The sequence below is a fragment of the Pseudomonas neuropathica genome (assembly GCF_051174785.1).
GTDB lineage: Bacteria > Pseudomonadota > Gammaproteobacteria > Pseudomonadales > Pseudomonadaceae > Aquipseudomonas > Aquipseudomonas neuropathica_A.
Genome location: NZ_CP195111.1, coordinates 4,767,164 through 4,793,190 on the forward strand (window position 1 = coordinate 4,767,164; position 26,027 = coordinate 4,793,190).

Below are 26,027 nucleotides of genomic sequence, written 5' to 3' on the forward strand. Positions count from 1 at the left end.
TTGTCCTAGTGAGTCGGGCCGAGGAAGGCCAGCCATCGGCGTTCGGCAAGGCGGAACAGGCCGACCAGCGCAAAGGTAATGGTCAGGTAGATCAGCGCGGCGATGCCGAACGACTGAAAGGTCAGGAAGGTCGCCGAGTTGGCGTCCCGCGCAACTTTCAGGATGTCGGGGATGGTCGCGGTGAAGGCCACGGTGGTCGAGTGCAGCATCAGGATCACTTCGTTGCTGTAATACGGCAACGATCGGCGCAGCGCCGACGGCATGATCACGTAGGCATACAGTTTCCAGCCGGTCAGCCCGTAAGCCTTGGCCGCTTCGACTTCGCCGTGGTTCATGCTGCGAATCGCCCCGGCGAAAATCTCCGTGGTGTAGGCGCAGGTGTTCAGGGCAAAGGCGAGGATCGTGCAGTTCATCGCATCGCGAAAGAAACTGTCGAGCAGCGGCTGCGCACGCACGGCGGCGAGGCTGTAGATCCCGGTGTAGCAGATCAACAACTGGATATACAACGGCGTGCCACGGAACAGATACGTGTAGAACTGCACCGGCCAGCGAATGTAGAAATGCGGCGACACGCGGGCGATCGACAGCGGAATCGACACCAGGAAACCGAAGAAGATCGAGGCGCTTAGCAGCCACATCGTCATCGCCAGCCCGGTGATGTTCTGGCCGTCGGTATAAAGGAAAGCGCGCCAGTATTCCTGTAGAAGTTCGATCATCGTACGGCCTCCCGGGCACCGGCGGCGTAGCGGCGTTCGAGCCAGCGCAGGATGAAATTCGAGGCACTGGTGATCAGTAGATAGATCAATGCGGCGAGCACCAGGAAGTAGAACAGTTGATAAGTGCTTTTACCGGCATCTTGCGCGGCTTTGACCAGATCGGCCAGGCCGATGATCGACACCAGCGCGGTGGCCTTGAGCATCACCATCCAGTTGTTGCCGATGCCGGGCAGGGCGAAACGCATCATTTGCGGGAACACCACAAAGCGAAAGCGCTGACCGCGTTTGAGGCCATACGCGGTGGCGGCTTCAACCTGACCGCGCGGCACCGCGAGGATCGCGCCACGGAAGGTTTCGGTGAAATACGCGCCATAAATGAAGCCGAGGGTCAGCACCCCGGCGCTGAACGGGTCGATTTCGATGTATTCCCATTCCATGTAGTCAGTCAGGGTCGTCAGCCAGGTTTGCAGGCTGTAGAAGATCAGCAGCATCAGCACCAGATCCGGCACGCCGCGAATCAGCGTGGTGTAGAGCTGAGCGGGCAGGCGCACCAGTTTGACTTTTGACAGTTTGGCACTGGCGCCGAGGAGGCCGAGCAACACGGCTACCAGCAGCGACAACGCCGATAATTTGATGGTCATCCAGGTGCCTTGCAGCAGCAACGGGCCGAAGCCCTTGAGGCTGAAGGCTGCGAGCCCCAGATTTTGCAGGAGGTTTTCGAACATAAATCAGCAACCTGAGCGGATGGAAAAGGCGCCCATCGAGGATGGGCGCCGGGGCATTATTTGCCGCTGTACAGATTCAGATCGCCAAAGTGTTTCTTTTGAATCTCGGCGTATTTGCCGTCATCGTGTAACGCTTTGATACCTTTATCTAAAAGCGCTTTCAGCTCAGTGTTACCTTTCTTAATACCGACAGCGGTTTTGGCTGGCAGCAATTCGCTGTCGACTGGCTTGCTGACGTCATAGTCGGCGCCCTGTGGCGACTTCAAAAAACCCAGTTCCGCTTGCAGCATGTCCTGAATACCGGCGTCGAGACGGCCGGAGGTCAGGTCGGAATACACCTGATCCTGGTTCTGATAGGCCTGGGTTTTCACGCCGGCCTTGTCCAGCACGGCTTTGGCGTAGGCTTCCTGAATGGTGCCCTGCTCGTAGCCGACGGTTTTGCCCTTGAGCGACGCGACGTCTGCGGTGATGCCGGAACCTTTCTTGAACACATAAGCGGTTGGGCCGGAGAACAGCTCGCTGGAGAAGTCGATGACTTTTTCGCGGGCCGGGGTCACGGTCATCGACGAGATGACACCGTCGAATTTGTTGGCCTTGAGGCCCGGAATCATGCCGTCGAAGTCACTTTCGACCCACTTGCACTTGACCTTCAGTTCGGCGCAGATCGCGTTGCCCAGGTCGATGTCGAAACCCACCAGGCTGCCGTCGGCCGCTTTCGACTCGAACGGTGCGTACGAAGGGTCAACGCCAAAGCGCAGCTCTTTGTATTCCTTGGCCAGCGCGGAGCCAGCGGCCATGCACAACGCCAGTGCAGAAAGGGTCAGCAATGCTTTTTTCATTATTCAATCCCTAAGAACCAATATGAGCGCTTGTGGCGCAGAATTATTGTTACTGGAACGCGTACGACCTATAGAAAGTAGCAATTTCCGAACCAGAGTCCCGAACAAGTGTTTTAAAAGGTTGGGCGGGGAGAGATGAGAGCGATTGAATGCCCGGAAATGGGCATTGCGATTTCGTTGCACTGTTTCGGATCAAACCCCGATATTGAGGGCAGGTGACTGATCGTTCCCACGCTCTGCGTGGGAATGCCTCAATGGACGCTCTGCGTCCGCTATGGGACGCGGAGCGTCCCGGCTGCATTCCTTTGCTGCGCGTGGGAACGTTCATCGAGTTGTGTGTTGTCACGGGAAAAGGGGTCAGGCCAGCAGATCCTGCAGAGTGGCTAGGCTATCGGCCTCATCCACGGTTTTATCCTGACGCCAGCGCAGCATCCGGGGAAAACGCACGGCAATCCCGCTCTTGTGTCGGCGGGAGAGGGCGATGCCTTCGAAGCCGAGTTCGAACACCAGACTCGGTTTCACACTGCTCACCGGGCCGAACTTTTCCACGGTGGTCTTGCGCACAATGCTGTCGACCTGACGCATTTCCTCATCGGTCAGTCCAGAATACGCCTTGGCAAACGGTACCAGCGCGCGCTGACTCGAATCGGGCGGGCCGTCCCACACAGCAAAGGTGTAATCGCTGTACAAACTGGCCCGCCGACCATGGCCGCGCTGCGCGTAAATCAACACGGCATCGACACTGAACGGATCAACTTTCCACTTCCACCACACGCCCATGTCCTTGGTGCGTCCGACGCCGTACAGGGAATCACGCGCCTTGAGCATCATGCCTTCAACACCCAAGCGCCGTGAGGACTCGCGCTGGCGGGCGAGGTCGAACCAGTCGCTGCCGGTCAGCACCGGCGAGGCCAGCAGCACCGGGCTGTTACAGCGGGCGATGACTTCTTCCAGTTGTGCGCGGCGCTTGGCCTGCGGCTGATTGCGCCAGTCTTCGCCCTGCCATTCGAGCAAGTCGTAGGCGAGCACCACCACCGGCACCTCTTCGAGGATTTTCTTGTCGAGGGTTTTGCGGCCGATGCGTTGTTGCAGCAGGGCGAAGGGCTGCACGGCTGGCGGTTCGTTCGATTGCGGATCAAAGGCGTCTTCAGTGCGCGGATGCGTGCTTTTCCACACGACGATTTCGCCGTCGATCACTGTCCCGTCGGGCAAGCCGTGCACCAATACATCCAGTTCCGGAAAGCGCTCGGTCACCAGTTCCTCACCCCGCGACCAGATCCACAGCCGTCCCTCACGTTTGACCACCTGCGCGCGGATGCCATCCCACTTCCATTCCACCTGCCAGTCGCTGGCCGGGCCGATCAGCGCCTCGAATTCTTCCACCGGTTGCGACAAGGCGTGAGCGAGGAAAAACGGGTAGGGCTGGCCGCCGCGCTGGGCATGTTCATCGCTGGATTCTGGGGCAATCAGTTTCAGGTAACTGGCCGCGTTCGGCCGGTTCGACAGATCGGTGTAACCGACCAAGCGCTGCGCCACACGTTTGCTGTCCAGCCCGGCCATCGACGCCAAGGCCCGGGTGACCAGCAGTTTCGATACGCCGACGCGGAAACTGCCGGTGATCAATTTGATGCACAGCATCAGGCTCGATCGATCCAGTTGCGCCCACAGGGCGGGCAGTTGGCGGCTCAAGTACTCCGGGGTTTCACCGCGCAGCGGCAGCAGTTTTTCTTCGATCCATTCGGCGAGGCCGGCGTCGGAGCTGTGCGGGTTCTCCGCGAGTACCAGGGATATGGTTTCCGCCAGGTCACCGACCGCTTGATAGCTCTCCTCAAACAGCCATGGCTCCAGGCCGGAGACTGCGACGGCGAGTTCGCGCAGAATTCGCACTGGCACCAGTTGTCGGGGCCGGCCACCGGAGAGGAAGTACACCGCCCACGCGGCGTCATGCGGTTCGGCCTGGGCAAAGTAAGTCTGCATCGCCGCCAGTTTGGCGTTGCTTGACGTGGTTGCGTCGAGTTCGGCGTACAACTCGGCGAATGCTTTCATGCGGGCATCTCGGCGATGGTCGGTTCGGCAGCGATGTTTTCTTCTTCGTCATCGCCGTATTCGGTGTTGAAGCCCTGAGCATCCAGACCCTGTTCGCGCAGGTGCCGCACAAGCACGCCGATCGCACCGTGGGTGACCATCACCCGTTCCGCGCCGGTTTGCTCAATCGCCCAGAGCAGTCCGGGCCAGTCAGCGTGATCGGAGAGCACGAAACCGCGATCCACACCGCGCCGCCGTCGGGTGCCGCGCAATCGCATCCAGCCGCTGGCAAACGCGTCGCTGAACTCGCCAAATCGGCGCATCCAGGTGCTGCCTCCGGCTGAAGGCGGGGCGATGACCAAGGCTTGGCGCATGATCGGGTCGCTTTTTTTCACGTCGCCGGCGTAGATCGTCGGTGGCAGATAAACGCCCGCCTCGCGGTAGACCCGGTTCAGCGGCTCGACTGCACCGTGGCTGAGGATCGGGCCGAGGCTTTCGTCGATGCCGTGGAGAATCCGCTGGGCCTTGCCGAACGAGTAACAGAACAACACGCTGGCCTTGCCGGCGGCAATATTCGCCGCCCACCACTGATTGATCTCGCTGAACACTTGCGCCTGTGGCTGCCAGCGGTAGATCGGCAGGCCGAAGGTCGATTCGGTGATGAAGGTGTGGCAGCGCACCGGTTCGAACGGCGCACAAGTGCCATCCGGTTCGATCTTGTAATCGCCGGACGCGACCCAGACTTCACCGCCGTACTCCAGACGGACTTGTGCCGAGCCGAGGACGTGGCCGGCGGGGTGAAAACTCAGGGTGACACCGTGGTGCGTCAGGCGTTGGCCGTAGGCGAGGGTTTGCAGGTTGATGTCCTGCCCCAGTCGCGCGCGCAAAATCCCTTCGCTGGCGCTGCTGGCGAGGTAATGCTGGTTGCCGGTACGGGCGTGATCGCCGTGGGCATGGGTAATGACCGAGCGCTCGACGGGGCGCCACGGATCAATGTAGAAATCCCCGGCAGGGCAATAGAGACCTTCGGGGCGGGCGATAACAAGGTCCATGTCGTTACCAGAAATGGGGGGCTTGTTAGCTATGAGGTTGGCGCGTGTTCAGAAGTTCTATCGACTTTGAAGAGCAACCCTCACCCCAGCCCTCTCCCGGAGGGAGAGGGGGCTGACGGAGGTGTCCGGGAGAGCTACGCCGACTTGAAATACCGAGTCGAACACAGATTCTGGACCAGATCAAAAGCGCATCACCCCGGCCCTCTCCCGGAGGGAGAGGGGGCTGACGGAGGTGTCCGGGAGAGCTACGCCGACGTGAAATACCGAGTCGAACACAGATTCTGGACCAGATCAAAAGCGCATCACCCCAGCCCTCTCCCGGAGGGAGAGGTATCTGGCCAGCTACATCAACCTGAAAGACCGGGTCGATTACGGATTCGGCAAGGCACGAACCGAGTTGATTCTGGATTCGGCAGTGCACGTTCAGGTCGGCGCATGTCCCAAGCAACCCCCAATCAGTCCCCTCTCTCTCCGGGAGAGGGTTAGGGGGAGGGGCTTTTGACCTTTGCCTTATTTGCCGGGAGTAAGGGTCAAACGAGTTTTGCCGTAGACCCGATCAAAGTTCTGCGGCTGCATCGGCAAGCCGATGTACTGCCCCTTCAGCCACGCATCAATCCCGTTGAGGTAATTCGGACTGACCGGATTACCCGACTGCCCCGTACCGTTCTGCCCCATCAGCGGCTCAGCCTGACCGAAGTCGACAATGAAACGCATCGACGGCGCACGCGTAGTGGTGAAATCCTGACCCCAGGCGAACGCCGACGTGTTCAACGTAGTGTGATCACCACCCGCCGCCAAAGGCCCCCGAACGGTCTGGCCATTGCTGTTCTTCCAGGCATAACTGTGCAGCTTGCCCCACTGCCAGGCCCGGTGATCGCCACCCAACTGACTGTCGCCAGCGCTGATCGCCGCCGCGAAGCTATGGGCAAGAATCACCGCTTTATCCTCTTTCTGCGGCGTGCGAATGTCATCCCAGAACGGACTGTCTTCACGCCCCAACAAATGGTCAGCCTGCGCCGCGTAGGACAAATCACCATTAGCAATAAACGCCTTCCACCCTGGGCTCGATTCCGGGCCGAGTTCGTCGAGGAAGATCTGCTTCATGCTTTCCTGCAGGAACAACTCATAGATCGCCGCATCCGCGGAGGTCGGGCTGAGCTTGCCGTCAAACGCCATCAACCGCGTAAACGCTTCACGGGCCTTGCTGCGATCGGCTTCCGGCAGGGCGTCAATCGCCTGTTTCAGCGGTTGCTTCATGCCCGGTGCTTCGAAGACTTTCTTCAGCTTGGCGGCGAAGGTGGTGGTTTGGTCGTATTGCATGGCGATCACGCTGCGGCTGTCGTGTTTGCCGCTGCCAGCCAATTCGGCCAAACGCTCGCCACGCTCCGGTGCGGCCCAGGAGTTCGACAGTTGCATGCCGTAACCGTGAGGAATCACGCGTTGGTTGGCGGTGCCGAGCCAGCCTTGCGCCGGATCCTGATCGTACGGGTGCAGCATCGGATCGGCGTAACCGTCCCAGTCGTAGCGACCTTCCCAGCCCGGAGATGGCAGCAAACCTTCGCCTTCACGCCGATTCGGGAAACGCCCGGTGACTTGCCAGCCAATATTGCTCGCATCGGCGAACACCAGATTCAAGGCGATGGCGCGAATTTCACGGCTGGCATCCGAGGCACGTTCAACGGTTTGCGCACGGGTCAGATCAAAAAAAGCATCCAGAGACTTGTCATCGGTGAAGCTCGGCGTCTGCAAGGCTAGACCGTAGCCGCTGCCCTGCGCCGCCGCTTGAGCGCTGTTGAGTAGCGCGCCGTGACGGGTTTCGTACACCGCTTCGCGAATCGGTCGCTGGCCTTTGACGAAGTAGGTTTCGTTGCGCACGCCCAGCGGTTGCCATTTGCCGTTGACCTCGTAGGTCAGGCTGCTGCCCTGGCGACGGATTTTTTCCAGGAACAGATCCTGGTTATCGCCGAGCACGCTGGTCGTGCTCCATGCCACTTTGCCGTTGAAGCCGCCGAGGACCAACGGCAAACCGGCGACGGTGACGCCCGCCGCCTGATATTTCGGTGCGCGGATCTGCACGAAGCTCCACAGCGATGGCGCGGCCAGCGGCCCATGGGCGTCGCTGGCCAGCAGGCTCTTGCCGCTGCGGCTGCGTTGTGGGGCGATTGCCCAGTTGTTCGAAGACGTCGTGCCCAGCAGGTTGAGTGCCGAGAGTTGCTGACTGGCGTTGCTCAGCTCGGTCAGGCCGGGAATCTGCCCGTTGAGCTTGAGGCCTTGCAGCTTGTCGGCTTCGGCCAGTGGCAGGTTTTCGTCGGGCGCGGACGGCGTCAGCCAGGCCAGTTTGTCGCTGGTCACGGTTTGCGCAAGCACCAGTGAGGAAATTTCTTCCGGCAGGTTGGCCGACTGGCTGAAATTCAGCAGGGCGAAAATCAGCGCCGAATCTTCCGGCTTCCAGTATTCAGGCTTGTAACCGCTGGAGGCGAGGTCGCCCGGCAACTTGTCGGCGTAGCGGAACAGGTAGGCGTTGACGCCCCGCGCATAGACTTCGAAGAAACGCTTGAGGCGTGGCGACGAAGCCTTGTACAGCTCGCCGGCGCTTTTCTTCAGGTTGACTGCGCGCATGTAGCGGTCGGCATCGAGCATCGATGCACCGGACATTTCCGCCAGACGGCCCTGAGCAAGCAGGCGCAGGGTGACCATCTGGTTGATGCGGTCGCTGGCGTGGACGTAGCCGAGGCTGAACAGCGCGTCGTGGAAGGTGTTGCTCTCGATCAACGGCATGCCCATGGCATTGCGCCGCACCGACACGTTCTGCGCCAGGCCCTTGAGCGGCTGCACGCCGGAGGTCGGCGGGAGGGTGTCTTGCGCGTTCCAGGTCTGGCAACCGGACAGGCCCAATACACCGGCCACTGCTGCGGCAACGCCGAACCGGGGAAGAAAATGTGTGAGGGCTGGCGAGGCCATGGCAAAGCTCCTGCGGGGGGTAGCGTCAGTAAAGGCGCTACGTTAGTGAGCAGGAGGTAGCCGCGCAAGCGGGGGCAGGGGTTATTTGTGTATTTCTGTCGAATGGAAAAGATCGCAACCTGCGGCAACTCCTGCATAGGCATGCATTCCCATGTAGGAGCTGCCGCAGGCTGCGATCTTTTGCCGTTAAATCAGGATTTGGGTGGATTGATTTTCTGCACCAACGCATACGCCTTCACTGTCGCAGGGCGATCCTTGATGTGGTTGAACCAGCGCAGTACATGCGGGAAGTCTTCAAGGTTCTGGCTCTGCCACTTGTGCGAAACGATCCACGGATAAATCGCCATGTCGGCAATGCTGTATTCGCTGCCGCCGACGAATTGGTTATCGGCCAGCTGCTTGTTCAATACGCCATATAGCCGCGCGGTCTCGTCGATGTAGCGCTTGATCGCGTAAGGGATTTTCTCCGGGGCGAACTGGCTGAAGTGATGATTCTGCCCGGCCATCGGCCCCAAACCACCCATCTGCCAGAACAGCCATTGCAACGCCGTTTGCCGACCGCGCAGGTCTTTTGGCAGAAACTTCCCGGTCTTCTCCGCCAGATACAGCAGGATTGCCCCGGACTCGAAGAGCGACAGCGGCTCGCCGCCATCGGCAGGCGTGTGGTCGACGATGGCCGGGATGCGGTTGTTCGGGGCGATTTTCAGAAAATGCGGCTGGAACTGCTCACCCTGGCTGATGTTGATCGGGTGCACGTTGTACGGCAGGCCGGCTTCTTCGAGGAACAGGGATATCTTGTGGCCGTTGGGGGTGGTCCAGTAATACAGATCGATCATGGAAAACTCCAAAGCAGAAATGGACGTGTGTGCGGACAGCAAACGCCGGCGTCAGGTCGTCCCGTGTGCGTTCGATAGCTTGCTTAACAGGAAGAGGTGATGCTGAACTGCGCAGAATTCAATGACCCCGCGTGAGAAAAATCGCCATGGAGCTTCAGGCCAACGCTGCACTGATCATCATCGACCAGCAAAAAGGCATCCTGCAGCCACGTTTGGGGCGGCGCAATAATCCGCAGGCGGAAGAGCGAATCCTTGATCTGCTGAGGCTTTGGCGGCGTAGCGGGCGACCGGTGATTCATGTGCAGCATCTGTCGCGTGCGCCGGATTCGGTGTTTTGGCCGGAGCAGGAAGGGGTCGAGTTTCAAGAGAGATTTTTGCCGCAGGACGGTGAATGGCTGATTCAGAAGCAGGTGCCGGATGCGTTTTGTGCCACCGGATTAGAAGCGCGGTTGCATGAGGTGGGGATCGGGCAGTTGGTCATTGTTGGCGTGGCAACGAACAACTCCGTTGAATCCACGGCGCGCACGGCGGGGAATCTGGGGTTCGATACGTGGGTGGCAGAGGATGCGTGCTTCACCTTCGACAAGGCCGATTATTTCGGCACGCGGCGTACTGCTGAAGAGGTGCACGGGATGTCGCTGGGTAATTTGCAGGGGGAGTATGCGACGGTGGTCAGTGCTGCACATATTCTGGTGGCTGGCTGAAAAACTTCGCCGTATGTGCCGGCCCCTTCGCGAGCAAGCTCGCTCCCACAAGGTCTGCGGATGTCCACAAAAAATGTGTTCGGCGTAGAACCACTGTGGGAGCGAGCTTGCTCGCGAAGGCGGCAGGTCAGGCGAAGAGGGTCTTCGCCCAGTGCATCAAGCGCCGTGGCACTTCTTGAATTTCTTGCCGTTGCCGCATGGGCACGGGTCGTTGCGGCCGACGTCTTTCAGGGCGTTGCGCACCGGTTCCTGGTGGGCGTGGCCGCAGTTCGGGCCGTGAACATGGCCGTGGTCATGCTCGTGATGATGGTCATGATCGTGGTTGCAGTCAGGGCCATGGACATGAGGTTGCTGGGTCATCGGTGTTGCTCCGGAATTAAATCGGCGGGGATTATCACGCCATTGCGCTCAAGGTGCACGTAGTGGGCGATGAATAAACCGGTTTCCATCTCGCCCTGCAATCGATAGGGAATCTGCTGGTTGGGACTTTTCAGCATTTTCACCACGTCTTTTACCCGAGGCCACAGGTTGGTACGGATGGGCACCTTGAAATACGCGCTGCGTTTCGGCCCGACGGTGAACCAGTGTTCATGCTCGCCTTCGGCCAGCAGCATGTCGGCCAGATGAATGCGGTATTCCAGGCCGCGCACGGTCAGGTCGCTGTCGTTGGGATTGTCGACGCGAAAGTGCAGGATGAATTTCTGTTCGAGCAGTTTGGCGCGCACTACTTCGACTTTCACCAGATGCACGGTGGGGTCGACGCTGTCATCGCTGAACCACGACGCGCAGCCGCCGAGGTTGAGGATCAGCATCAGGGTGAAAACCTGGAATGTGCGCCATTGACTGAGCATCGAGTAAAACTCCTTTTGCTCCCAGTCTAGTCGCCGACGAATCTAAGCGCCGAAATACCCCGCACAGCACTTCTTGAACTTCTGCCCGCTGGCGCAGGGGCAACTGTCATTGCGCCCCAGTTTCAACTGCACCGTCGGGTCGATGAAGTACCAGCGGCCGGCGTTCTGCACGAACGATGAGCGCTCGCGATGGCTGTGCTCACCCTGATCATCGTGCCAGCGCGCGGTGAAAGTGACGAAGGCGTGTTCCGGCTGACCGCCGAAGACTTCCGAGCTTTCTACCTCAAGGCCAAGCCAGGTGCTCTGCGCGCTCCAGTTGCTGATCGACTGGCGGTCCAGTCCCGCTTGTTGAGCGGGCAGGGTGGTCGCTACCAGGTAATCGATCAAACCCAACACATAGGCGCTGTAGCGCGAACGCATCAAGGCTTCGGCGCACGGCGCAGGATGGCCGTCGTGATAATGACCGCAGCAGGCATCCAGCAGATTGCCGCTGCCGCAAGGGCAAATGGCTGTACTCATTGCATTACCACCAGTATTTCCCGAAGTTTTCCGGATTGGCCCAGAACCGTGAGTTGAGCCAGTCGGGGACTTGTTTGTAGTCAAGCAGATCATAGGTGAACAGGGTCAACACTTGATCGTCGCGTTGAAAGCGTTCACTGGCTTGCAGCGCCAGCGAATAGAAGTCGGTTTCCTGCCAGCCGCTGGCCGGCAGATCCGCCAGCACGGCGATGCGGCTGGCGTTGAGATTACGAATCCCGCCCAACAGATTCAGGCCATCACGTTTGGGCAAATGTTCCAGGCAGTCGACCACCAGCGCCAGATCGAAACGCTGCGCCGCCAGTTCGGCAGGCAAGGCGCCGGGCGCGGTGTGGGCGACGTTCGTATCCGGATGCGCCTCTTTGAAGGCACTCAATGCCGGAAACTCGCTGGCGCCGATCAATAGCAAGCGCGCCGGGGCGTAACGATCCAGTAAAGCAGCCAACGCCTGCTGGGGCGTTCGCGGAGAAATGGCGACGTTCATCGAAGCTCCTCAATCAGATCGCCAAGACTAGCGCGCTCCATCACCGGAGCCTAGCGCGCTGTCACGCGGCTTTGCGGCAAAAGCGCCGAAGTCCTGTGAACACGGTCGCAAACAGCCGTGGCCTATTGCTGGCGGAGATTAAAACTCCGGTCTTTACTCCCTGAATCGGTTTTAAGCCGATCCCTCAGGAGAAAACCAGATGAGCATAGTTCGGACAGCATTACCTTTGATTCTGCTAACCAGTGTGTTGACTGGTTGCGCAGGTTTGCAGAAAACCGACTGGCCGACCTGTGCGGCGGTCGGTGGTGTCGTCGGTGCCGGTCTCGGCGCAACCGAAAGTTCGGCGTGGGCCGGCTACGGTGCGTTGCTGGTCGGTGGCACGGCAGCGGCCTATTGCTGGGTACACGGTGATGGCGACGAAGACGGCGATGGTGTGCCGGACAGTCGCGACAAGTGCCCGGGCACGCCTAAAGGCGTACAGGTCGACGCTGACGGTTGCCCTCCACCAGCGCCTGCACCCGTGGTCGAAGAAGCTGTAGTGGTCAAGGAAGAAACCATTGTTATCCGTGATGTGCACTTCCAGTTCGACAAAGCCACGCTGACCGGCCCTGACAAGCAAGTACTCGACAAGGTCGCCACCCGCCTGAAACAGGAATCCTCGACGGCGCAACTGACCGTGACCGGTCATACCGATAGCGTGGGCAGCGATGCCTACAACAAAAAACTGTCGGATCGTCGTGCGCACTCGGTGGTGGACTACCTGATTCAGCAAGGTGTGCCGCGTGCCAGCTTCGTTTCCGTGTCCGGTCTGGGTGAAAGCCAGCCAGTGGCCGACAACAAAACCGCGGACGGTCGCGCGCAAAACCGTCGTACCGAAATCAAAATCCAGCGTTAAGCCCCTCTCGCATCCGCGGCTTGTGCAGTCGCGGATGCGGGTCTTTACTCCTGTGTAACCGGTATGGGCCGGTGACACAGGAGCTTTCACAATGAGTGTTTTCTCAAGGTCCGTCTTGCCGGTGCTACTGCTAGGCAGCTTGCTCACCGGTTGCGCCACCCACAGCGATGGCACTGCACCCCTCAATCAACGTACGTGGCCGATCTGCAGCGTTATCGGCGGACTGGTCGGTGGCGGCCTCGGCGCTATCGAAAGCGCTGGCTGGGCCGGTGGCGGCGCAGCGCTGGGGATTCTTACCGGCGGACTGATCTGTTATGCCCAGGACGGTGATGAAGACAGCGACGGCGTGTTCGACCGCCGCGACCGTTGCCCGGATACCCCGGAAAATACCCCGGTCGATCACCGTGGTTGCCCGTTGCCGCAGTATCCGATCACGGAAAAAGTGCCGGAGCCTGCGCCGCAAACCGAGGTCATCACCCTCAGCGATGCCGGCAACGTGCTGTTCGATTTCGACAAGTCCGACCTGACCCCGGCGGCGAGAGCCCAGCTCGATACGCTGATGGACAAGCTGCGCAATGCCGACGTGGTGAGCATCAAGGTCATCGGTCACACCGACAGCAAAGGTTCGGATGCCTACAACCAGGCATTGTCGGAACGGCGTGCGAGCAGTGTCGCGGCATATCTGCTGAGCCAGGGCCTGGCGCCGAACAAACTGACCAGTGAAGGGCGCGGCGAAAGTGAGCCGGTCGCCGATAACGCCACCGATGAAGGGCGCGCGCAGAACCGTCGTGTGGAGTTGCACATCAATCGATAAAACGCCTCTGTAGGGCGCAGGCTAGAGCTGCCGGACGACGATCAGCGTCGTTTCGGCAGCCATTTGGCAGGCGATCGCAATTTTTTCATTTATCCCTCTGGCTTATCCCCCGCAGAAGCCGTTACTGTGCGCCCAAAGAATAATTCGCAACACGGGGGGCGTATGAAAGTGTTCTGGGGGCTGGGGCGTTTGTTGACCCTGCTGTTCTGCTGCGTGGTGCTGGTCAATCAACTGGTGCCGTTCGTACATCCGCTGCATCTGCTGGTCAATCTGGCCGGCGTGCTGCTGTTGCTGATCCATGTGTTCGAGGTGCTGCTGTGTAATCGCAGCCTCAAAGGTCGTCCGCACCCTTGGCGTGACCGTGGCCGCATCCTGCTGTTCGGCGTATTCCACCTGCAAACCATCCCGGCCCCGGCCGCTCCGGAGGCTTCTTCCCATGCGTAAACTTTGCTTGCTCGCTGCATTCATCAGCCCGTTGGCCTGTGCCCAAGTGGTCAGCGTCGAAACCAATTCGCTGATGCGTTTGCCCAATACCACCAGTACCTTGCAGCTCGAACGTCTGGACGTGGCCGACTACGGCACCTTGCTGATTCCTGCCAATGTGACTGAATTGACCGTAGGCGAATTGCGCCTGGGCCATGAAGCGCGCATTGCCATCGTTCCCGCTGAACAGGCTCTGGAATTGAAAGTGGCCCGTGCCGAACTCAGTGAAGGCAGTCAGATCACTGCGCGTGGGGCGCCGGGGACTTATGAGAAAGCCGCCCGTGCGGGGCGCAATCTGAATCTGCAATTCAAGGCGTTGAACGCGCCGCAACTGCTGGTCGATGCCCGTGGCGGCACCGGCGCGCCGGGTTTTGTCGGCCTCGATGGCGGGAATGGTGAAGACCCGGGCTGCACCTATGGCGCGGCCGGGCACGGTTTCGATGGCAGTAACGGCAGCGACGGCCAACCGGGCGCACCGGGTGCGCTGGTGCGTCTTGAAGTGCCGCGCGAGTTTCCGGCTGAGCTGATCAAGGTCAATGTCGCGGGTGGCAACGGTGGCCCGGCGGGCGTTGGCGGCAAAGCAGGGAAGGGTGGCAAGTCCAAGGGCTGCCTGGTGTATCGCGCGGATGGCGGCAAGAACGGCAAGGCCGGGGCGGATGGCCAGCCTGGGCCAGTGGGGGCGGCGGGGGCTGTGACGGTGCAGCGCCTTTAAAGGCAGACCCTCATCGGAACGCCGCCCGCCCAGCCCTCTCCCAGAGGGAGAGGGGGCCGACCAAGCTGACTCACGCTATTCATCGACCTGCAAAACCGAGTCGATTATGGATTCAAAGCCAATCTCTCAAGTCGGCGTATCTCTTCAATATCCCCCATTCAGTCCCCTCTCCCTCCGGGAGAGGGCTAGGGTGAGGGGCTTTTGATTTTTGCCCCCATTTTCAGAACATCGGCCGAGCCGCCGCAATCGCCACCAACACCAACCCGACAATCAGATTAAGCCCCACCACCCGGCGAATCCGCCCCAGCACCGCCGCACCCGCCGGCCAGTCCTTCGCCTCCACCGCTTTACGCAGCTCAGGCAGCATCAACCCCTGAATGCGGATAAACAGCGCCGTCATCACCACATACAAGCCCATCATCACTTGCACATACTTCGGTGCGGTCTCAAATCCGACCTGCTGCAAGTGCAGCATACCCACGCCGCTGATCGGCAACAGGATCACCGCAACCCAGACCCAGCGGAAAAAACCTTGAAACACTTCCACCCACAGGGTCAGTCGGGCAGGGCCGTCGAGGGCCTTCACAGCCGCCGGGCGCAGTACCATCCAGGCGAAAAACATGCCACCTACCCAGACTAAAGCGGACAGCACATGCAGGGGATAAACGAGGCTAAAAGGTGTCATTGGGGTACTCCGTTCTGCGCAGGATCGATTCGCGGGGTATGATAGCCGCCGAACCGAACCACTGAAAATTTATCCAGCGTTTTTGCGCCCGACATTTAATGATCAGCACTGAACTCAAAACCACGATCCAGGGCGCCTATTCGCGTTTTCTAGAGGCCAAGAGCCTCAAGCCGCGTTACGGCCAGCGCCTGATGATCGCTGAAATCGCCAAAGTCCTCGGGGATATCGACACCGACGACGAAGGCCGGCGCAGTGGCGACCCCGCGATTGTCGCGGTGGAAGCCGGCACCGGTACCGGTAAGACGGTGGCCTACAGTCTGGCCGCGATCCCGACCGCGAAACTGGCCGGCAAACGCCTGGTGATCGCCACCGCGACCGTGGCCCTGCAAGAGCAGATCGTTTACAAGGATTTGCCCGACCTGATGCGCAACAGCGGGCTGAATTTCAGCTTTGCGCTGGCCAAGGGCCGTGGCCGCTACATGTGCTTGTCCAAGCTCGACATGCTCTTGCAAGAAGGCCACGCGCAAACCGCCACCGCCCAGCTGTTCGAAGAAGAAGGCTTCAAGATCGAGGTCGATGAGGCCAGTCAGAAGCTATTCACCAGCATGATCGAAAAACTCGCCGGCAATAAATGGGACGGCGACCGCGACAGCTGGCCGAATGCGCTGGAAGACGCCGATTGGGCGCGCCTCACCACAGATCACAGCCAGTGCACCAACCGGCATTGCCCGAACTTCGGCCAGTGCGCCTTCTACAAGGCCCGCGAAGGCATGGGCAAGGTCGACGTGATCGTCACCAACCACGACATGGTCCTGGCTGACCTGGCGCTGGGCGGCGGCGCGGTGCTGCCGGATCCGCGCGACACCATTTACGTGTTCGACGAAGGTCACCACCTGCCGGACAAGGCGATCGGCCACTTCGCCCACTACACACGCCTGCGTTCCACCGCCGACTGGCTGGAAACCACCGCGAAGAACCTGACCAAATTGCTGGCCCAGCACCCACTGCCGGGCGACCTTGGCAAGTTGATCGAGCAGGTGCCGGAGCTGGCGCGCGAGATCAAGGCCCAGCAACAGTTCATGTTCAGCGCCTGTGAGCAGGTCGCCGACTTCAAGCCCGGCGAAGACGTCGAGGGCCGTGAGCGTCCGCGCCATCGTTTCGTCGCCGGGGTGATTCCCGAGCACATGCGCGAAATGGGCATCGAGCTGAAGAAAGGCTTTTCGCGCCTCAACGATCTGTTCACGCGCCTGACCGACCTGCTCAAGGAAGGCATGGACGGCGAGGTCAATATCGGCATCGCCAGCAATCAGGCCGAAGAGTGGTATCCGCTGTTCGGCAGCCTGTTATCCCGTGCCTCCGGCAACTGGGAATTGTGGACCGCATTCACCGCCGAAGACCCGGAAGACAGCCCGCCGATGGCGCGTTGGCTGACCTTGGCCGAGAGCGGCTCGCTGTTCGACATCGAGGTTAACGCCAGCCCGATCCTGGCGGCGGAAACATTGCGCCGCAGCCTGTGGAACGTGGCTTACGGCTGCCTGGTGACCTCGGCAACCCTGACTGCACTGGGCACTTTCGACCGTTTCCGCATGCGTGCGGGTCTGCCGAAAAAAGCCGTCACCGCCGTGGTCCCGAGCCCTTTCCATCACGCCGATGCCGGGGTGCTGCGGGTGCCGGATCTGAAGGCGGATCCACGCGATGCTGCTGCTCATACGGCAGCGATCATCCGTGAGTTGCCGGATCTGGTCGAAGGCTCGCGCGGCACGCTGGTGCTGTTTTCTTCGCGCAAACAAATGCAGGACGTGTTCGACGGTCTCGACCGCGACTGGCGCAAGCAAGTGTTCATTCAAGGCAACCTGTCGAAACAGGAAACCCTGAACAAGCACAAGGCGCGGGTCGATGGCGGTGATTCCAGCGTGCTGTTCGGCCTCGCCAGTTTCGCCGAGGGCGTCGACTTGCCGGGTGCCTATTGCGAACATGTGGTGATTGCCAAGATCCCGTTCTCGGTGCCGGATGATCCGGTCGAAGCGGCGTTGTCGGAGTGGATTGAGGCCCGTGGCGGCAATCCATTCATGGAAATCTCTGTGCCCGATGCTTCGCTGAAGCTGGTTCAGGCTTGCGGGCGTCTGCTGCGTACCGAAGAAGACCGCGGCACCATCACCTTGCTCGATCGGCGGCTGGTCACCCAGCGCTATGGCAAGGCGATCCTCAATGCGTTGCCTCCTTTCCGTCGTGAAATATCCTGAGACAACGGTGGGCAGTTTTGCCCGCCGTGTTGTCTATCTCTCTGCCATCGCTTTTCCATTGGCCATTGTTGGTCGTTAGGGAGAACTCCGTTCTTATGATCCGCCGTTCTTTGCCTGCCGTTTTCGCTTTGATCTTCGCCACGCCGCTGTTCGCGGCGCCTGCGGGTCAGCAGACCCTGTTCAACTTCGTTCGCCCCGCCGACGTGGTCAAAGTCGCGACCGAAAATGCCGATCTGCCGCAAGCCAACGCCGAACAGACACCTGAAGGTGAAGTACTGCGCCGGGTGACGTTCAACCCGGCGGCGCGCCCGACCTTGCGTCTGACGCCGCAGATCGGCGCGTGGGACTGGTCGCAGTCCGGCATGATGACCCTGCGCTTGCAGAGCGCGATGAACTGGGCCGTGACGGTTTACGTGCAAATCCAGAGCAATGACGGCCGCACACTGGTCAGCCGCGTCGACTTGCCGGCCGGCCCTGCGCAAACCCTTTTGGTACCGCTGGTGGCGTCTAACCCGCTGAGCCAAGGCATGAAAGCCGGGCCGCCAATGCCGATGACAGTCGATGGTCAGCGGATCCTGCTGGCCGCCAGCAGCGGCGAGATCGATCGCAGCCAAGTGGTCTCGGTGAGCCTGTCGATGGATCAGCCGAAAGTCGCGCAAAGCCTGCTGCTAGAGCGTTTCGGTGTGCAGGACGGCGAATCGGTCACCCGAGCTGTGTACGGCAATCTGGTCGACGCCTACGGGCAATCGACCCGCAGCAAGTGGCCGGAAAAGATCAGCAACGACGAACAACTGAAATCCGCCGCCACCAAGGAACAGCAACAGCTGAAAACCTGGCTCGCCGAGCGTAAAAAGTCCTCGCTGGACAAATTCGGTGGCTGGAACAAAGGCCCGGCGTTCAAGGCCAGCGGTTTCTTCCGCACTGAAAAGCGCGATGGCCGCTGGTATCTGGTCACGCCTGAAGGTCACCCGTTTTACTCGCTGGGCGTGAACACCGTCAGCCCGCAGGTCAACCAGACCTACGTGGCCGGTCGTGAGTACATGTTCGAATCCTTGCCTAAAGCTGATGATCCCTTGGCCAGGTACTATGGCGATGGCGACAACCGTGGCGGCAATGGTGTTGATCAGGGCCGGGGTTATGGCAACGGGCGCTGGTACGACTTCTACGGCGCCAACCTGCAGCGCGTGTACGGTGAACCGTGCAAAGTCGACGGTAAAAGCAAGTCCGGGGTAGCGGAAGCGGCCAAGTCTGCAGCTGCTGAAACGGCCGCCGTCCAAGCCGCCGAGCCTGCCCCTGTACCTGTCGAGCCGAAGTCCGGCGTCGCTGAAGCGGCCAAGACTGAAACCGTACAAGCGACGACAGAACAGGCTGCCGAACCGTGCAAGGCCACCATCGATGAGCAGCAGTGGGCCAGCCACACGCTCGATCGCCTGCAAGCCTGGGGCTTCAACACGGTCGGCAACTGGAGTGCCGATTCGCTAAGTGATGCCGAGCGCGTGCCATACACCTTGCCGCTGTCGATCGTCGGCGACTACACCAGCATCAGTACTGGCAGCGACTGGTGGGGTGGTATGCCCGATCCGTTCGATCCGCGTTTCGCCATGGCCACCGAGCGCGCCGTCGCCATCGCTGCCCGCGATCACCGTGACGATCCATGGCTGATCGGCTACTACGCCGATAACGAACTGGCCTGGGCCGGTCCCGGTGACGATCCGAAATCCCGTTATGCGCTGGCCTACGGCACGCTGAAAATGACCACCGACGTGCCGGCCAAGCGTGCGTTCCTCAAGCAATTGCGCGACAAATACCGCAATCAGGCAGGGCTGTCGAAGGCATGGGGCATCGATCTGCCGGCGTGGGAATTGATGGAAGACCCGGGTTTTGTGCCTCCGCTGCCGAGCCCGGAACATCCGGAAATCGAAGCTGACTTCAAATATTTCCAGAAAGTCTTCGCTGACACCTACTTCAAAACCATTTCCGACTCACTGAAGTGGCACGCGCCGAACCAGTTGCTGCTAGGCGGCCGTTTCGCCATCAGTACGCCGGAAGCCGTGGCGTCCTGCGCGCAGTATTGCGATGTGCTGAGCTTCAATATGTACACGCTCAAACCGCAGGATGGTTATGACTTTGCTGCGTTGGGGGCTTTGGATAAACCGGTAATGATCACCGAATTCAACTTTGGCTCAGCGGATCGCGGCCCGTTCTGGGGCGGCGTCACGCCAGTGGCCAAGGAAGAAGATCGCGGCCCGGCGTATGCCAACTTCCTCAAGCAGGCCTTGAGCGAACCGTCGATTGTCGGCGTGCACTGGTTCCAGTATCTGGATCAACCGGTGACTGGGCGTTTGCTTGATGGTGAGAACGGTCATTTCGGTTTGGTCGGGGTGACGGATCTGCCGTATCAGGGCTTTGTCGAATCGGTGCGCAAGAGCAATTTGCAGGCCATTGATCAGCTTGGCAAAGAGGCTGAGAAAGCGGCCGCAGCGGCGGGGCATGAGGCTGAGGGCGGCAGGAAAGGCGAGGCTGGTAAAGGACCGGGGGCAGGGCATGCCGGTGGTCATTCCGGCAATGGTCACTAACCTGTGATGCTCTAAAAAGATCGCAGCCTGCGGCAGCTCCTACATGGGAACGCGTTTCTCTGTAGGAGCTGCCGCAGGCTGCGATCTTTTGACTTTGTCTTTGATCTAACCGTCTGGCCCGCAGCTGTTCCCAAATCCCTCAAGGGCTGGAACAATGCGGGCCACTTTGTAGAGCGTTTTCGCGGGGGAGTTGCGGGTGCAGATTCAGGGACATTACGAGCTTCAATTCGAAGCGGTGCGCGAAGCCTTTGCCGCACTGTTCGACGATCCCCAGGAACGCGGCGCAGCCCTGTGCATCAAGGTCGGCGGAGAAACCGTTCTCGACCTCTGGTCCGGCACTGCCGACAAGGACGGCGCTGAGGCCTGGCACAGCGACACCATCGCCAACCTGTTCTCCTGCACCAAAACCTTTACCGCCGTCACCGCCCTGCAACTGGTCGCCGAAGGCAAGCTGCAATTGGATGTTCCGGTCGCCCGCTACTGGCCGGAATTCGCCGCCGCCGGCAAAGAGTCCGTGACCCTGCGCCAATTGCTCTGCCACCAGGCCGGGCTGCCGGCGCTGCGCGAGCTGCTGGCACCGGAAGCCCTCTACGACTGGCAAACCATGGTCGATGCCCTTGCGGCAGAAGCACCATGGTGGACGCCGGGCACAGGCCACGGTTATGCCGCGATCACTTACGGCTGGCTGATCGGCGAGTTGCTGCGCCGCGCCGACGGTCGCGGGCCGGGCGAATCCATCGTCGCTCGTGTCGCTAAACCTCTGGGTCTGGATTTTCACGTCGGTCTGGCTGACGAAGAATTCCATCGCGTGGCGCATATCGCGCGCAGCAAGGGCAACGCCGGTGATGCCGCCGCGCAACGTCTGCTGCAAGTGACCATGCGCGAGCCAACCGCCATGACCACTCGCGCTTTCACCAACCCGCCGTCGGTGCTCACCAGCACCAACAAACCGGAGTGGCGGCGCATGCAGCAACCGGCGGCCAATGGTCACGGCAATGCGCGCAGTCTGGCCGGTTTCTACGCGGGTCTGCTTGACGGCAGCCTGCTCGAAAGCGAAATGCTCGAAGAGCTGACCCGCGAACACAGCCTCGGTGAAGACAAGACCTTGTTGACCCGCACCCGTTTTGGGCTGGGCTGCATGCTCGATCAACCGGACGTGCCCAACGCCACCTATGGCCTCGGTTCCAAGGCGTTTGGCCATCCCGGCGCAGGCGGCTCGATCGGTTTTGCTGACCCTGAGCATGATGTCGCCTTCGGTTTCGTGACAAATACCCTTGGGCCGTATGTCTTGATGGATCCGCGCGCGCAGAAGCTCGCACGGGTGCTTGCCACTTGTCTGTAAAGCGTCAATAGAAGTTCCAGGGCCGGAACCTCGGCGTGATTTTCGATTCAAAACGGCTGTTTATCCGGGCGAAAGTGCTCTGATTTTTCATTACTTCATTTTGTGGATTTTCAATGTCATCTAAAAAGACTCTCGCCCTGGCCCTGTGTGTAGCGATCACCGGTTGTGCACAGACCCCGAAAAACGATGCGGACGGCGGTAGTTGGTGGCCGTTCGGCTCTTCCGACAAAGTCGCAGCCAAGGAACCGGCCCCGGCCCCAGCCCCGCTGAAACCTGCGGCCACTGCACCCGTGGCGAAGACTGAAAGCAGCAGCCCGTGGTACTGGCCGTTCGGTTCCGATGATGAAGCGGTCAAAGCGGACATGAAGGCTGAAGTCGCCCCGGAAGCGAAAAAACCGGCAACCGTGGCCAAAGCTGAAGCCGATGCGGGTGGCAAATGGTGGTGGCCGTTTGGCGGCAAGGATCAGCCAACCACCAAAGCCGTGCCAATGCCGGATCCGAAAGTCACCCAGGCCTGGCTCGACGACTACGAGCCGCGTCTGCGTGAAGCGGTCAAGGACAGTAATCTGCAACTCGAACGCCGTGAAAACGTGCTGGTCGTGACCGCGCCGGTCGAAGGCTCGTTCAACCCGGATCGTCCAGCCATGCTGCTGCCGGTCACACTCGGCCCGTTCACCCGCGTGGCGAAAATCCTCGAAGCCGACCCGAAAACCGCCGTGCTGGTCCTTGGCCACAGCGATTCCAGTGGTGCCGCGCCTGCCAACATCAAACTGAGCCAGGAGCGTGCCCAGTCCATTGCGGCGATCTTCCGTCTCAGCGGTCTGCAGCGTGATCGCCTGATGCTGCGCGGCATGGGTTCCGAAGCGCCGCGTGCAGCCAACGACAGCGTTGAAGGTCGTGCCCTTAACCGTCGTGTCGAACTGCTGGTGACCCCGCAAAACACCATGGTGGCGCTGCTGAGCAAGTACAACATGCCAGCTCCGAAGCCAGTGACCATGGTTGCTGCGCAGGACGCCAAGCCAGTGGCCAAACCGGTGACCCCGGCGCCAGCGGCGAAAAAAGCGGCTGTTCCGGCAACCAAAAAGGCTCCGGCCAAGAAAGCCGCTGCCAAGGCACCGGCGAAAAAAGCTCCAGCCAAGGCTCCAGCGAAGAAAACCACGCCAGCCAAAGCCGCCGCGACCGACAAGAAAGTCGCCGCGACCGATGCCACCAAGAAGTGATCCGCTAACGAAAAGGAATGCGCCATGACCCAGGCTCTGGCAGATATGCGTCGTGATTACACCCGGGATGGTCTGACCGAGGCGCAAGCCCCGGCCGAGCCGTTTGCGCTGTTCCACCAGTGGTTTGCCGACGCGGTGAAAACCGAACAGGCACCGGTGGAGGCCAACGCCATGACCCTGGCCACGGTCGACCAGGATGGGCGACCGCATTGCCGCATTCTGCTGCTCAAGGGCCTGGACGAGCAGGGCTTCACTTTCTTCACCAATTACGACAGCGCCAAGGGCCAGCATCTGGCGGCCAATCCGTTTGCCGCCATGACCTTCTTCTGGCCAACCCTCGAGCGTCAGGTGCGCATCGAAGGGCGGGTGGTGAAGGTCACGCCCGCGGAGTCGGATGCGTATTATCAAGTGCGTCCGCTGGGCAGTCGCCTCGGTGCCTGGGCATCACCGCAGAGCCGGGTGATCAACGGGCGCGGTGAACTGGAAGATTTGCTCAAGGCTACCGAGCAGCGCTTCTCCGATACTCAGCCCGACTGCCCGGAACACTGGGGCGGTTACCGCTTGCTGCCGGAGCGCATCGAATTCTGGCAGGGCCGTCCGAGCCGTCTGCACGATCGCCTCAACTACCGTGTACAGGGCGCTGACTGGATTCTTGAACGTCTGGCACCCTGAGCAGTCTACCGAGCGGGATAGCCTGCCGCAGCGGCCTCCAGCCACTTCGGTAGATCCCGGCGCTTGATCCTCTGCGCCTGAGCGTTCGCCAACTGTTCGAGCATGAAGGCGCGTTTGCCTTCGTCTTTGCCGGCCAGCGACAGCGCCAGGTCGCGATCCATCCAGCGTTTGATCCGCACGTACAACCACCAATGGAAGTACAAACCGGCGGCAGTGGTGACGACGATGATGAAGTAATCCATGAAAATCCTTGGTGTCGGTGGCGCAGATTTGGCAATTTGGCGCTACTGTAGGGGCTATGTCAGGGAAAGCGTGCAGGCGTCTGTACCGCGCCTGAATGAAAGCCAATTTATCCGGGCTGAGTCGTGACAGGCGTCAAGCCACGGAGTTTAATGACTATATGTTTCTTTGGAGTTGATGCTATGCGTAAGTCTGTTCTGCTGGTTGCTTCCTTTTCCACGATGGCGATGTTGCTTACCGGCTGCCAATCGAGCCTGACCGGTGACTCCTACTCCCGTGACGAAGCGCGTCGCGTGCAGACGATTCGCATGGGCACCATCGAATCCCTGCGCCCGGTCAAAATCGAAGGCACCAAGACCCCGATCGGTGGTATCGCCGGTGCAGCGGTCGGCGGCGTTGGCGGTAGCGCCATCGGCGGCGGCAAGGGCAGCATTGTTGCCGCGGTTATCGGTGCGGTGGCGGGCGGTCTGATTGGTTCGGCCACTGAAGAAGGCCTGACCCGCACCCAGGGTGTGGAAATCACCGTGCGTGAAGACGACGGCAGCATGCGTGCCTATGTGCAGCAGGTTCAGGAGAATGAAGTGTTCCGCGTTGGCGAGCGCGTGCGCATCTCCACCGTTGGCGGGACCAGCCGCGTTTCGCACTAAGCGGGATGCAGGGTAAAGAAAACCCCGATCAGGTGACTGGTCGGGGTTTTTTTTTAGGATATTTACTCGCTTCCATGACAACCCATTTGAAAATTGTATTTAGAGTCGTAGAAAGCTCGACCGATTAAAGCTTCCAATTGCTTTATCTGCTCTTGGTCGAGGTCATAGCCAAAGATTTCGTCTTCGGGATTGACCCAATGCATGATTACTCTGAGCCGCTCAATGTTTCCATCGGGAACGGGGATCTCGAAAACTAACCGAGCTGTTCGTTTATTAAATGCCTCGACGGTGTGATTCAGCTTGAAGTTGCCATAAGTCATTCGATGCACACCAACTGAACTATATGAGTTGCGTCCAAGAGCTTTTCTCCAGTCCAGTCCTCCAAAACTTTGATCTGCTCTTCGTCTAAATCCGAGCCATCGAACTCATCTTCAGGTTGTTGCCAGTTCATCAGCGCCTTCAATGCTTCCTCGTGATGCGCCGCAATCTCTACGGTCAGGAGCAAATCCTCAGTCTTTCGATCGAATACCTCTATTACATGCTTCATTTTTCTACTCTCCTTGTGGAATCGGCAGGCTTTGTTTGTTCCCCTGTTTTCGGGTCGTATTCTCCAAGATGTTTTCCTTGCTTGGTGTACATCTCAACCTTGCCATGCTGAGAGTCCCATTCGTAAATTTTCCCCGATGCATCTTTCCAACGTCTTCGCTTTTTTCCTCCACCGCGAACGGAGGTTTTCAGTGGTGCAGGTTTCACGTCTGGAAAGGCCGGCAGCGAAACAGGGGCGGGGTGGTATTTGAAATCTTTAGGAACGTTTAAGACTATATATACCGGCTGAACCAACGAGCCAGGTGGAAAAACCAGAATAAAATCCCGGTACTCCGGCGGATAAACCGGATTGACCAGAATTCCATCCGCCGCTCTCGTCGGCGGATACACCCAGATATGCGGCGCTTGCGGTGCTGCCTCCAGCGCGGGGATACCAAGGATGTCCGAGCCATCCACAGCAGGCGTCCAGATCAGTTCTACACCTTCGCCAAAGTCAGCAATGAACTGGCTGCCACGCAACTTGAACTGCACGACATCAACCATTTCCCAATCGCGATTCTTGCCGGTGTAGAAGCCGTAGCCCTTCAGGCTGCCGTCGGCCTGTTGTTCGACCCTCAACCGAACACGGGTTCGCGCCTGTTCAAGTCCACGCAGTTGTTCGTCGGTATAGAGCGCGCTGTCACCAAGGCTCGATGGCATGAACAGCGCAACCAAACCAACTAAAGGCGCAACAGCCGCACTAGATACAGCAGCGGGCAGTGCTTCAAACACCGATCCCGCCAGAGCCAGACTGCCAAATCCAACTGGAACAGCAGTTGCGCCGATTTTCTTGAGAGGAACTACGCCGCTTTCATCGGCTTCACGCGCGCCCAGCAGGATCAGCTCGCCGTAATCCTTCAGGCTGTCAGTCGGCACCATCCCCGCAGGACTGGAATAATCGATAATCGCATCCGGCAGTTTGCAAGACTTGGCGAATACGCAGCCAGCGCGCACGGGATCGGCTTTTTTGACCGCCACCTCACGGCTGCGCTCGAAAGCCTCCTGCCGCGCCAGCATGGCGTCGTAAGCGTTTTGTCTGGCGTCGCGCTCGGCCAGTTCAGTGGCCGTCATGTAGCGGTAGGTGACGTGATGCCCGTCGCCTTGCGGTGGGGTTTGAACCCGGGGAATGTCCTTGTTGCCAGCCACTGATCGTCCTTTCGCTCATCCATCGACAGCCCTTCGC

27 protein-coding genes are annotated in these 26,027 nt (G+C 59.9%); 11 read left to right on the forward strand and 16 right to left on the reverse strand.

Annotated elements, in window-relative coordinates:
* Positions 1-5 precede the first annotated feature (5 nt).
* The 7 genes from ACRRSD_RS21500 to ACRRSD_RS21530 all read right to left on the reverse strand — a co-directional run bounded on the left by ACRRSD_RS21500 (position 6) and on the right by ACRRSD_RS21530 (position 9,154).
* Entirely contained in the window at positions 6-716 is a 711-nt protein-coding gene (locus ACRRSD_RS21500; RefSeq protein WP_007918610.1) for an ABC transporter permease, read from the reverse strand.
* The gene (locus ACRRSD_RS21505; RefSeq protein ID WP_122600778.1) at positions 713-1,441 is read right to left on the reverse strand and encodes an ABC transporter permease; all 729 of its coding nucleotides are present in this window, start codon (positions 1,439-1,441) and stop codon (positions 713-715) included. The genes ACRRSD_RS21500 and ACRRSD_RS21505 overlap by 4 nt, the downstream gene beginning before the upstream one ends.
* A gap of 56 nt (positions 1,442-1,497) precedes the next feature.
* On the reverse strand, positions 1,498-2,280 hold the full coding sequence (locus ACRRSD_RS21510; protein WP_007918608.1) for a transporter substrate-binding domain-containing protein: 783 nt from the start codon (positions 2,278-2,280) through the stop codon (positions 1,498-1,500).
* Between the two features lie 357 nt (positions 2,281-2,637).
* Complete coding sequence (locus ACRRSD_RS21515; protein WP_435035217.1) at positions 2,638-4,326, reverse strand: ATP-dependent DNA ligase; 1,689 nt, start codon at positions 4,324-4,326, stop codon at positions 2,638-2,640.
* The gene (locus tag ACRRSD_RS21520; RefSeq protein WP_435035218.1) at positions 4,323-5,357 is read right to left on the reverse strand and encodes a ligase-associated DNA damage response exonuclease; all 1,035 of its coding nucleotides are present in this window, start codon (positions 5,355-5,357) and stop codon (positions 4,323-4,325) included. Before ACRRSD_RS21520 ends, ACRRSD_RS21515 begins: the two co-directional genes overlap by 4 nt.
* Positions 5,358-5,867: 510 nt before the next feature.
* Entirely contained in the window at positions 5,868-8,318 is a 2,451-nt protein-coding gene (locus tag ACRRSD_RS21525; RefSeq protein WP_435035219.1) for a penicillin acylase family protein, read from the reverse strand.
* A 191-nt stretch (positions 8,319-8,509) separates the two neighbouring features.
* Complete coding sequence (locus ACRRSD_RS21530; protein WP_435035220.1) at positions 8,510-9,154, reverse strand: glutathione binding-like protein; 645 nt, start codon at positions 9,152-9,154, stop codon at positions 8,510-8,512.
* Positions 9,155-9,300: 146 nt separating this feature from the next.
* On the opposite strand from ACRRSD_RS21530, the gene ACRRSD_RS21535 reads away from it, so the two are divergent.
* Positions 9,301-9,858 (forward strand): cysteine hydrolase family protein, encoded by a 558-nt coding sequence (locus tag ACRRSD_RS21535; protein WP_435035222.1) that lies wholly within the window; start codon positions 9,301-9,303, stop codon positions 9,856-9,858.
* Positions 9,859-10,014: 156 nt separating this feature from the next.
* On the opposite strand, the gene ACRRSD_RS21540 is transcribed toward ACRRSD_RS21535, so the two are convergent.
* The 4 genes from ACRRSD_RS21540 to ACRRSD_RS21555 are packed head-to-tail and all read right to left on the reverse strand — an operon-like array spanning position 10,015 to position 11,730.
* Positions 10,015-10,218, reverse strand: coding sequence for an SEC-C metal-binding domain-containing protein (locus tag ACRRSD_RS21540; protein WP_034154967.1), 204 nt, complete (start codon positions 10,216-10,218; stop codon positions 10,015-10,017).
* Positions 10,215-10,709 carry an LEA type 2 family protein gene (locus ACRRSD_RS21545; protein WP_435035223.1) on the reverse strand — a complete coding sequence of 165 codons (495 nt, stop codon included), beginning with the start codon at positions 10,707-10,709 and terminating at the stop codon, positions 10,215-10,217. The genes ACRRSD_RS21540 and ACRRSD_RS21545 overlap by 4 nt, the downstream gene beginning before the upstream one ends.
* 42 nt (positions 10,710-10,751) lie before the next feature.
* Entirely contained in the window at positions 10,752-11,228 is a 477-nt protein-coding gene (locus tag ACRRSD_RS21550) for a YchJ family protein (RefSeq protein ID WP_435035225.1), read from the reverse strand.
* Positions 11,229-11,232: 4 nt separating this feature from the next.
* Positions 11,233-11,730, reverse strand: a complete 498-nt coding sequence (locus tag ACRRSD_RS21555; RefSeq protein WP_435035226.1) for a DUF6231 family protein — start codon at positions 11,728-11,730, stop codon at positions 11,233-11,235.
* 199 nt (positions 11,731-11,929) lie between these two features.
* Between ACRRSD_RS21555 and ACRRSD_RS21560 the strand changes: the two genes are divergently transcribed.
* From ACRRSD_RS21560 to ACRRSD_RS21575, 4 genes are all read left to right on the forward strand, one after another.
* Positions 11,930-12,625: an OmpA family protein gene (locus ACRRSD_RS21560; RefSeq protein ID WP_007918596.1), complete on the forward strand. Its 696-nt coding sequence runs from the start codon at positions 11,930-11,932 to the stop codon at positions 12,623-12,625.
* Between the two features lie 91 nt (positions 12,626-12,716).
* The gene (locus tag ACRRSD_RS21565; RefSeq protein ID WP_435035228.1) at positions 12,717-13,439 is read left to right on the forward strand and encodes an OmpA family protein; all 723 of its coding nucleotides are present in this window, start codon (positions 12,717-12,719) and stop codon (positions 13,437-13,439) included.
* A 162-nt stretch (positions 13,440-13,601) separates the two neighbouring features.
* Positions 13,602-13,883, forward strand: a complete 282-nt coding sequence (locus tag ACRRSD_RS21570) for a DUF1145 domain-containing protein (protein ID WP_122600769.1) — start codon at positions 13,602-13,604, stop codon at positions 13,881-13,883.
* On the forward strand, positions 13,876-14,634 hold the full coding sequence (locus ACRRSD_RS21575) for a hypothetical protein (RefSeq protein ID WP_095119206.1): 759 nt from the start codon (positions 13,876-13,878) through the stop codon (positions 14,632-14,634). Before ACRRSD_RS21570 ends, ACRRSD_RS21575 begins: the two co-directional genes overlap by 8 nt.
* Before the next feature lie 220 nt (positions 14,635-14,854).
* Here the strand turns inward: ACRRSD_RS21575 and ACRRSD_RS21580 are convergent, their stop codons facing one another.
* A complete protein-coding gene (locus tag ACRRSD_RS21580; RefSeq protein WP_150646996.1) occupies positions 14,855-15,319 on the reverse strand; it encodes a CopD family protein in 465 nt (154 codons plus the stop codon).
* A 98-nt stretch (positions 15,320-15,417) separates the two neighbouring features.
* On the opposite strand from ACRRSD_RS21580, the gene dinG reads away from it, so the two are divergent.
* The 5 genes from dinG to pdxH all read left to right on the forward strand — a co-directional run bounded on the left by dinG (position 15,418) and on the right by pdxH (position 23,372).
* The gene (gene dinG, locus ACRRSD_RS21585) at positions 15,418-17,562 is read left to right on the forward strand and encodes an ATP-dependent DNA helicase DinG (RefSeq protein ID WP_038358136.1); all 2,145 of its coding nucleotides are present in this window, start codon (positions 15,418-15,420) and stop codon (positions 17,560-17,562) included.
* Positions 17,563-17,657: 95 nt separating this feature from the next.
* A complete protein-coding gene (locus tag ACRRSD_RS21590; protein WP_435035230.1) occupies positions 17,658-20,138 on the forward strand; it encodes a beta-agarase in 2,481 nt (826 codons plus the stop codon).
* Between the two features lie 196 nt (positions 20,139-20,334).
* Positions 20,335-21,480 carry a serine hydrolase domain-containing protein gene (locus ACRRSD_RS21595; RefSeq protein ID WP_435035231.1) on the forward strand — a complete coding sequence of 382 codons (1,146 nt, stop codon included), beginning with the start codon at positions 20,335-20,337 and terminating at the stop codon, positions 21,478-21,480.
* 113 nt (positions 21,481-21,593) lie between these two features.
* Positions 21,594-22,700 (forward strand): OmpA family protein, encoded by a 1,107-nt coding sequence (locus ACRRSD_RS21600; RefSeq protein WP_435035232.1) that lies wholly within the window; start codon positions 21,594-21,596, stop codon positions 22,698-22,700.
* A gap of 24 nt (positions 22,701-22,724) precedes the next feature.
* A complete protein-coding gene (gene pdxH, locus ACRRSD_RS21605; RefSeq protein WP_016986574.1) occupies positions 22,725-23,372 on the forward strand; it encodes a pyridoxamine 5'-phosphate oxidase in 648 nt (215 codons plus the stop codon).
* A 5-nt stretch (positions 23,373-23,377) separates the two neighbouring features.
* Here the strand turns inward: pdxH and ACRRSD_RS21610 are convergent, their stop codons facing one another.
* Positions 23,378-23,614, reverse strand: coding sequence for a hypothetical protein (locus tag ACRRSD_RS21610; protein ID WP_435035234.1), 237 nt, complete (start codon positions 23,612-23,614; stop codon positions 23,378-23,380).
* 180 nt (positions 23,615-23,794) lie between these two features.
* Between ACRRSD_RS21610 and ACRRSD_RS21615 the strand changes: the two genes are divergently transcribed.
* On the forward strand, positions 23,795-24,259 hold the full coding sequence (locus ACRRSD_RS21615; RefSeq protein WP_008086349.1) for a glycine zipper 2TM domain-containing protein: 465 nt from the start codon (positions 23,795-23,797) through the stop codon (positions 24,257-24,259).
* Positions 24,260-24,321: 62 nt separating this feature from the next.
* On the opposite strand, the gene ACRRSD_RS21620 is transcribed toward ACRRSD_RS21615, so the two are convergent.
* From ACRRSD_RS21620 to ACRRSD_RS21630, 3 genes are read right to left on the reverse strand one after another with little or no spacing between them, the layout of a single operon-like run.
* Complete coding sequence (locus ACRRSD_RS21620) at positions 24,322-24,579, reverse strand: DUF7683 domain-containing protein (protein WP_371043141.1); 258 nt, start codon at positions 24,577-24,579, stop codon at positions 24,322-24,324.
* On the reverse strand, positions 24,576-24,806 hold the full coding sequence (locus ACRRSD_RS21625; protein WP_250603317.1) for a DUF7683 domain-containing protein: 231 nt from the start codon (positions 24,804-24,806) through the stop codon (positions 24,576-24,578). The genes ACRRSD_RS21620 and ACRRSD_RS21625 overlap by 4 nt, the downstream gene beginning before the upstream one ends.
* Positions 24,803-25,990 carry a colicin E3/pyocin S6 family cytotoxin gene (locus tag ACRRSD_RS21630; protein WP_435035235.1) on the reverse strand — a complete coding sequence of 396 codons (1,188 nt, stop codon included), beginning with the start codon at positions 25,988-25,990 and terminating at the stop codon, positions 24,803-24,805. Before ACRRSD_RS21630 ends, ACRRSD_RS21625 begins: the two co-directional genes overlap by 4 nt.
* Positions 25,991-26,027: the final 37 nt, after the last annotated feature.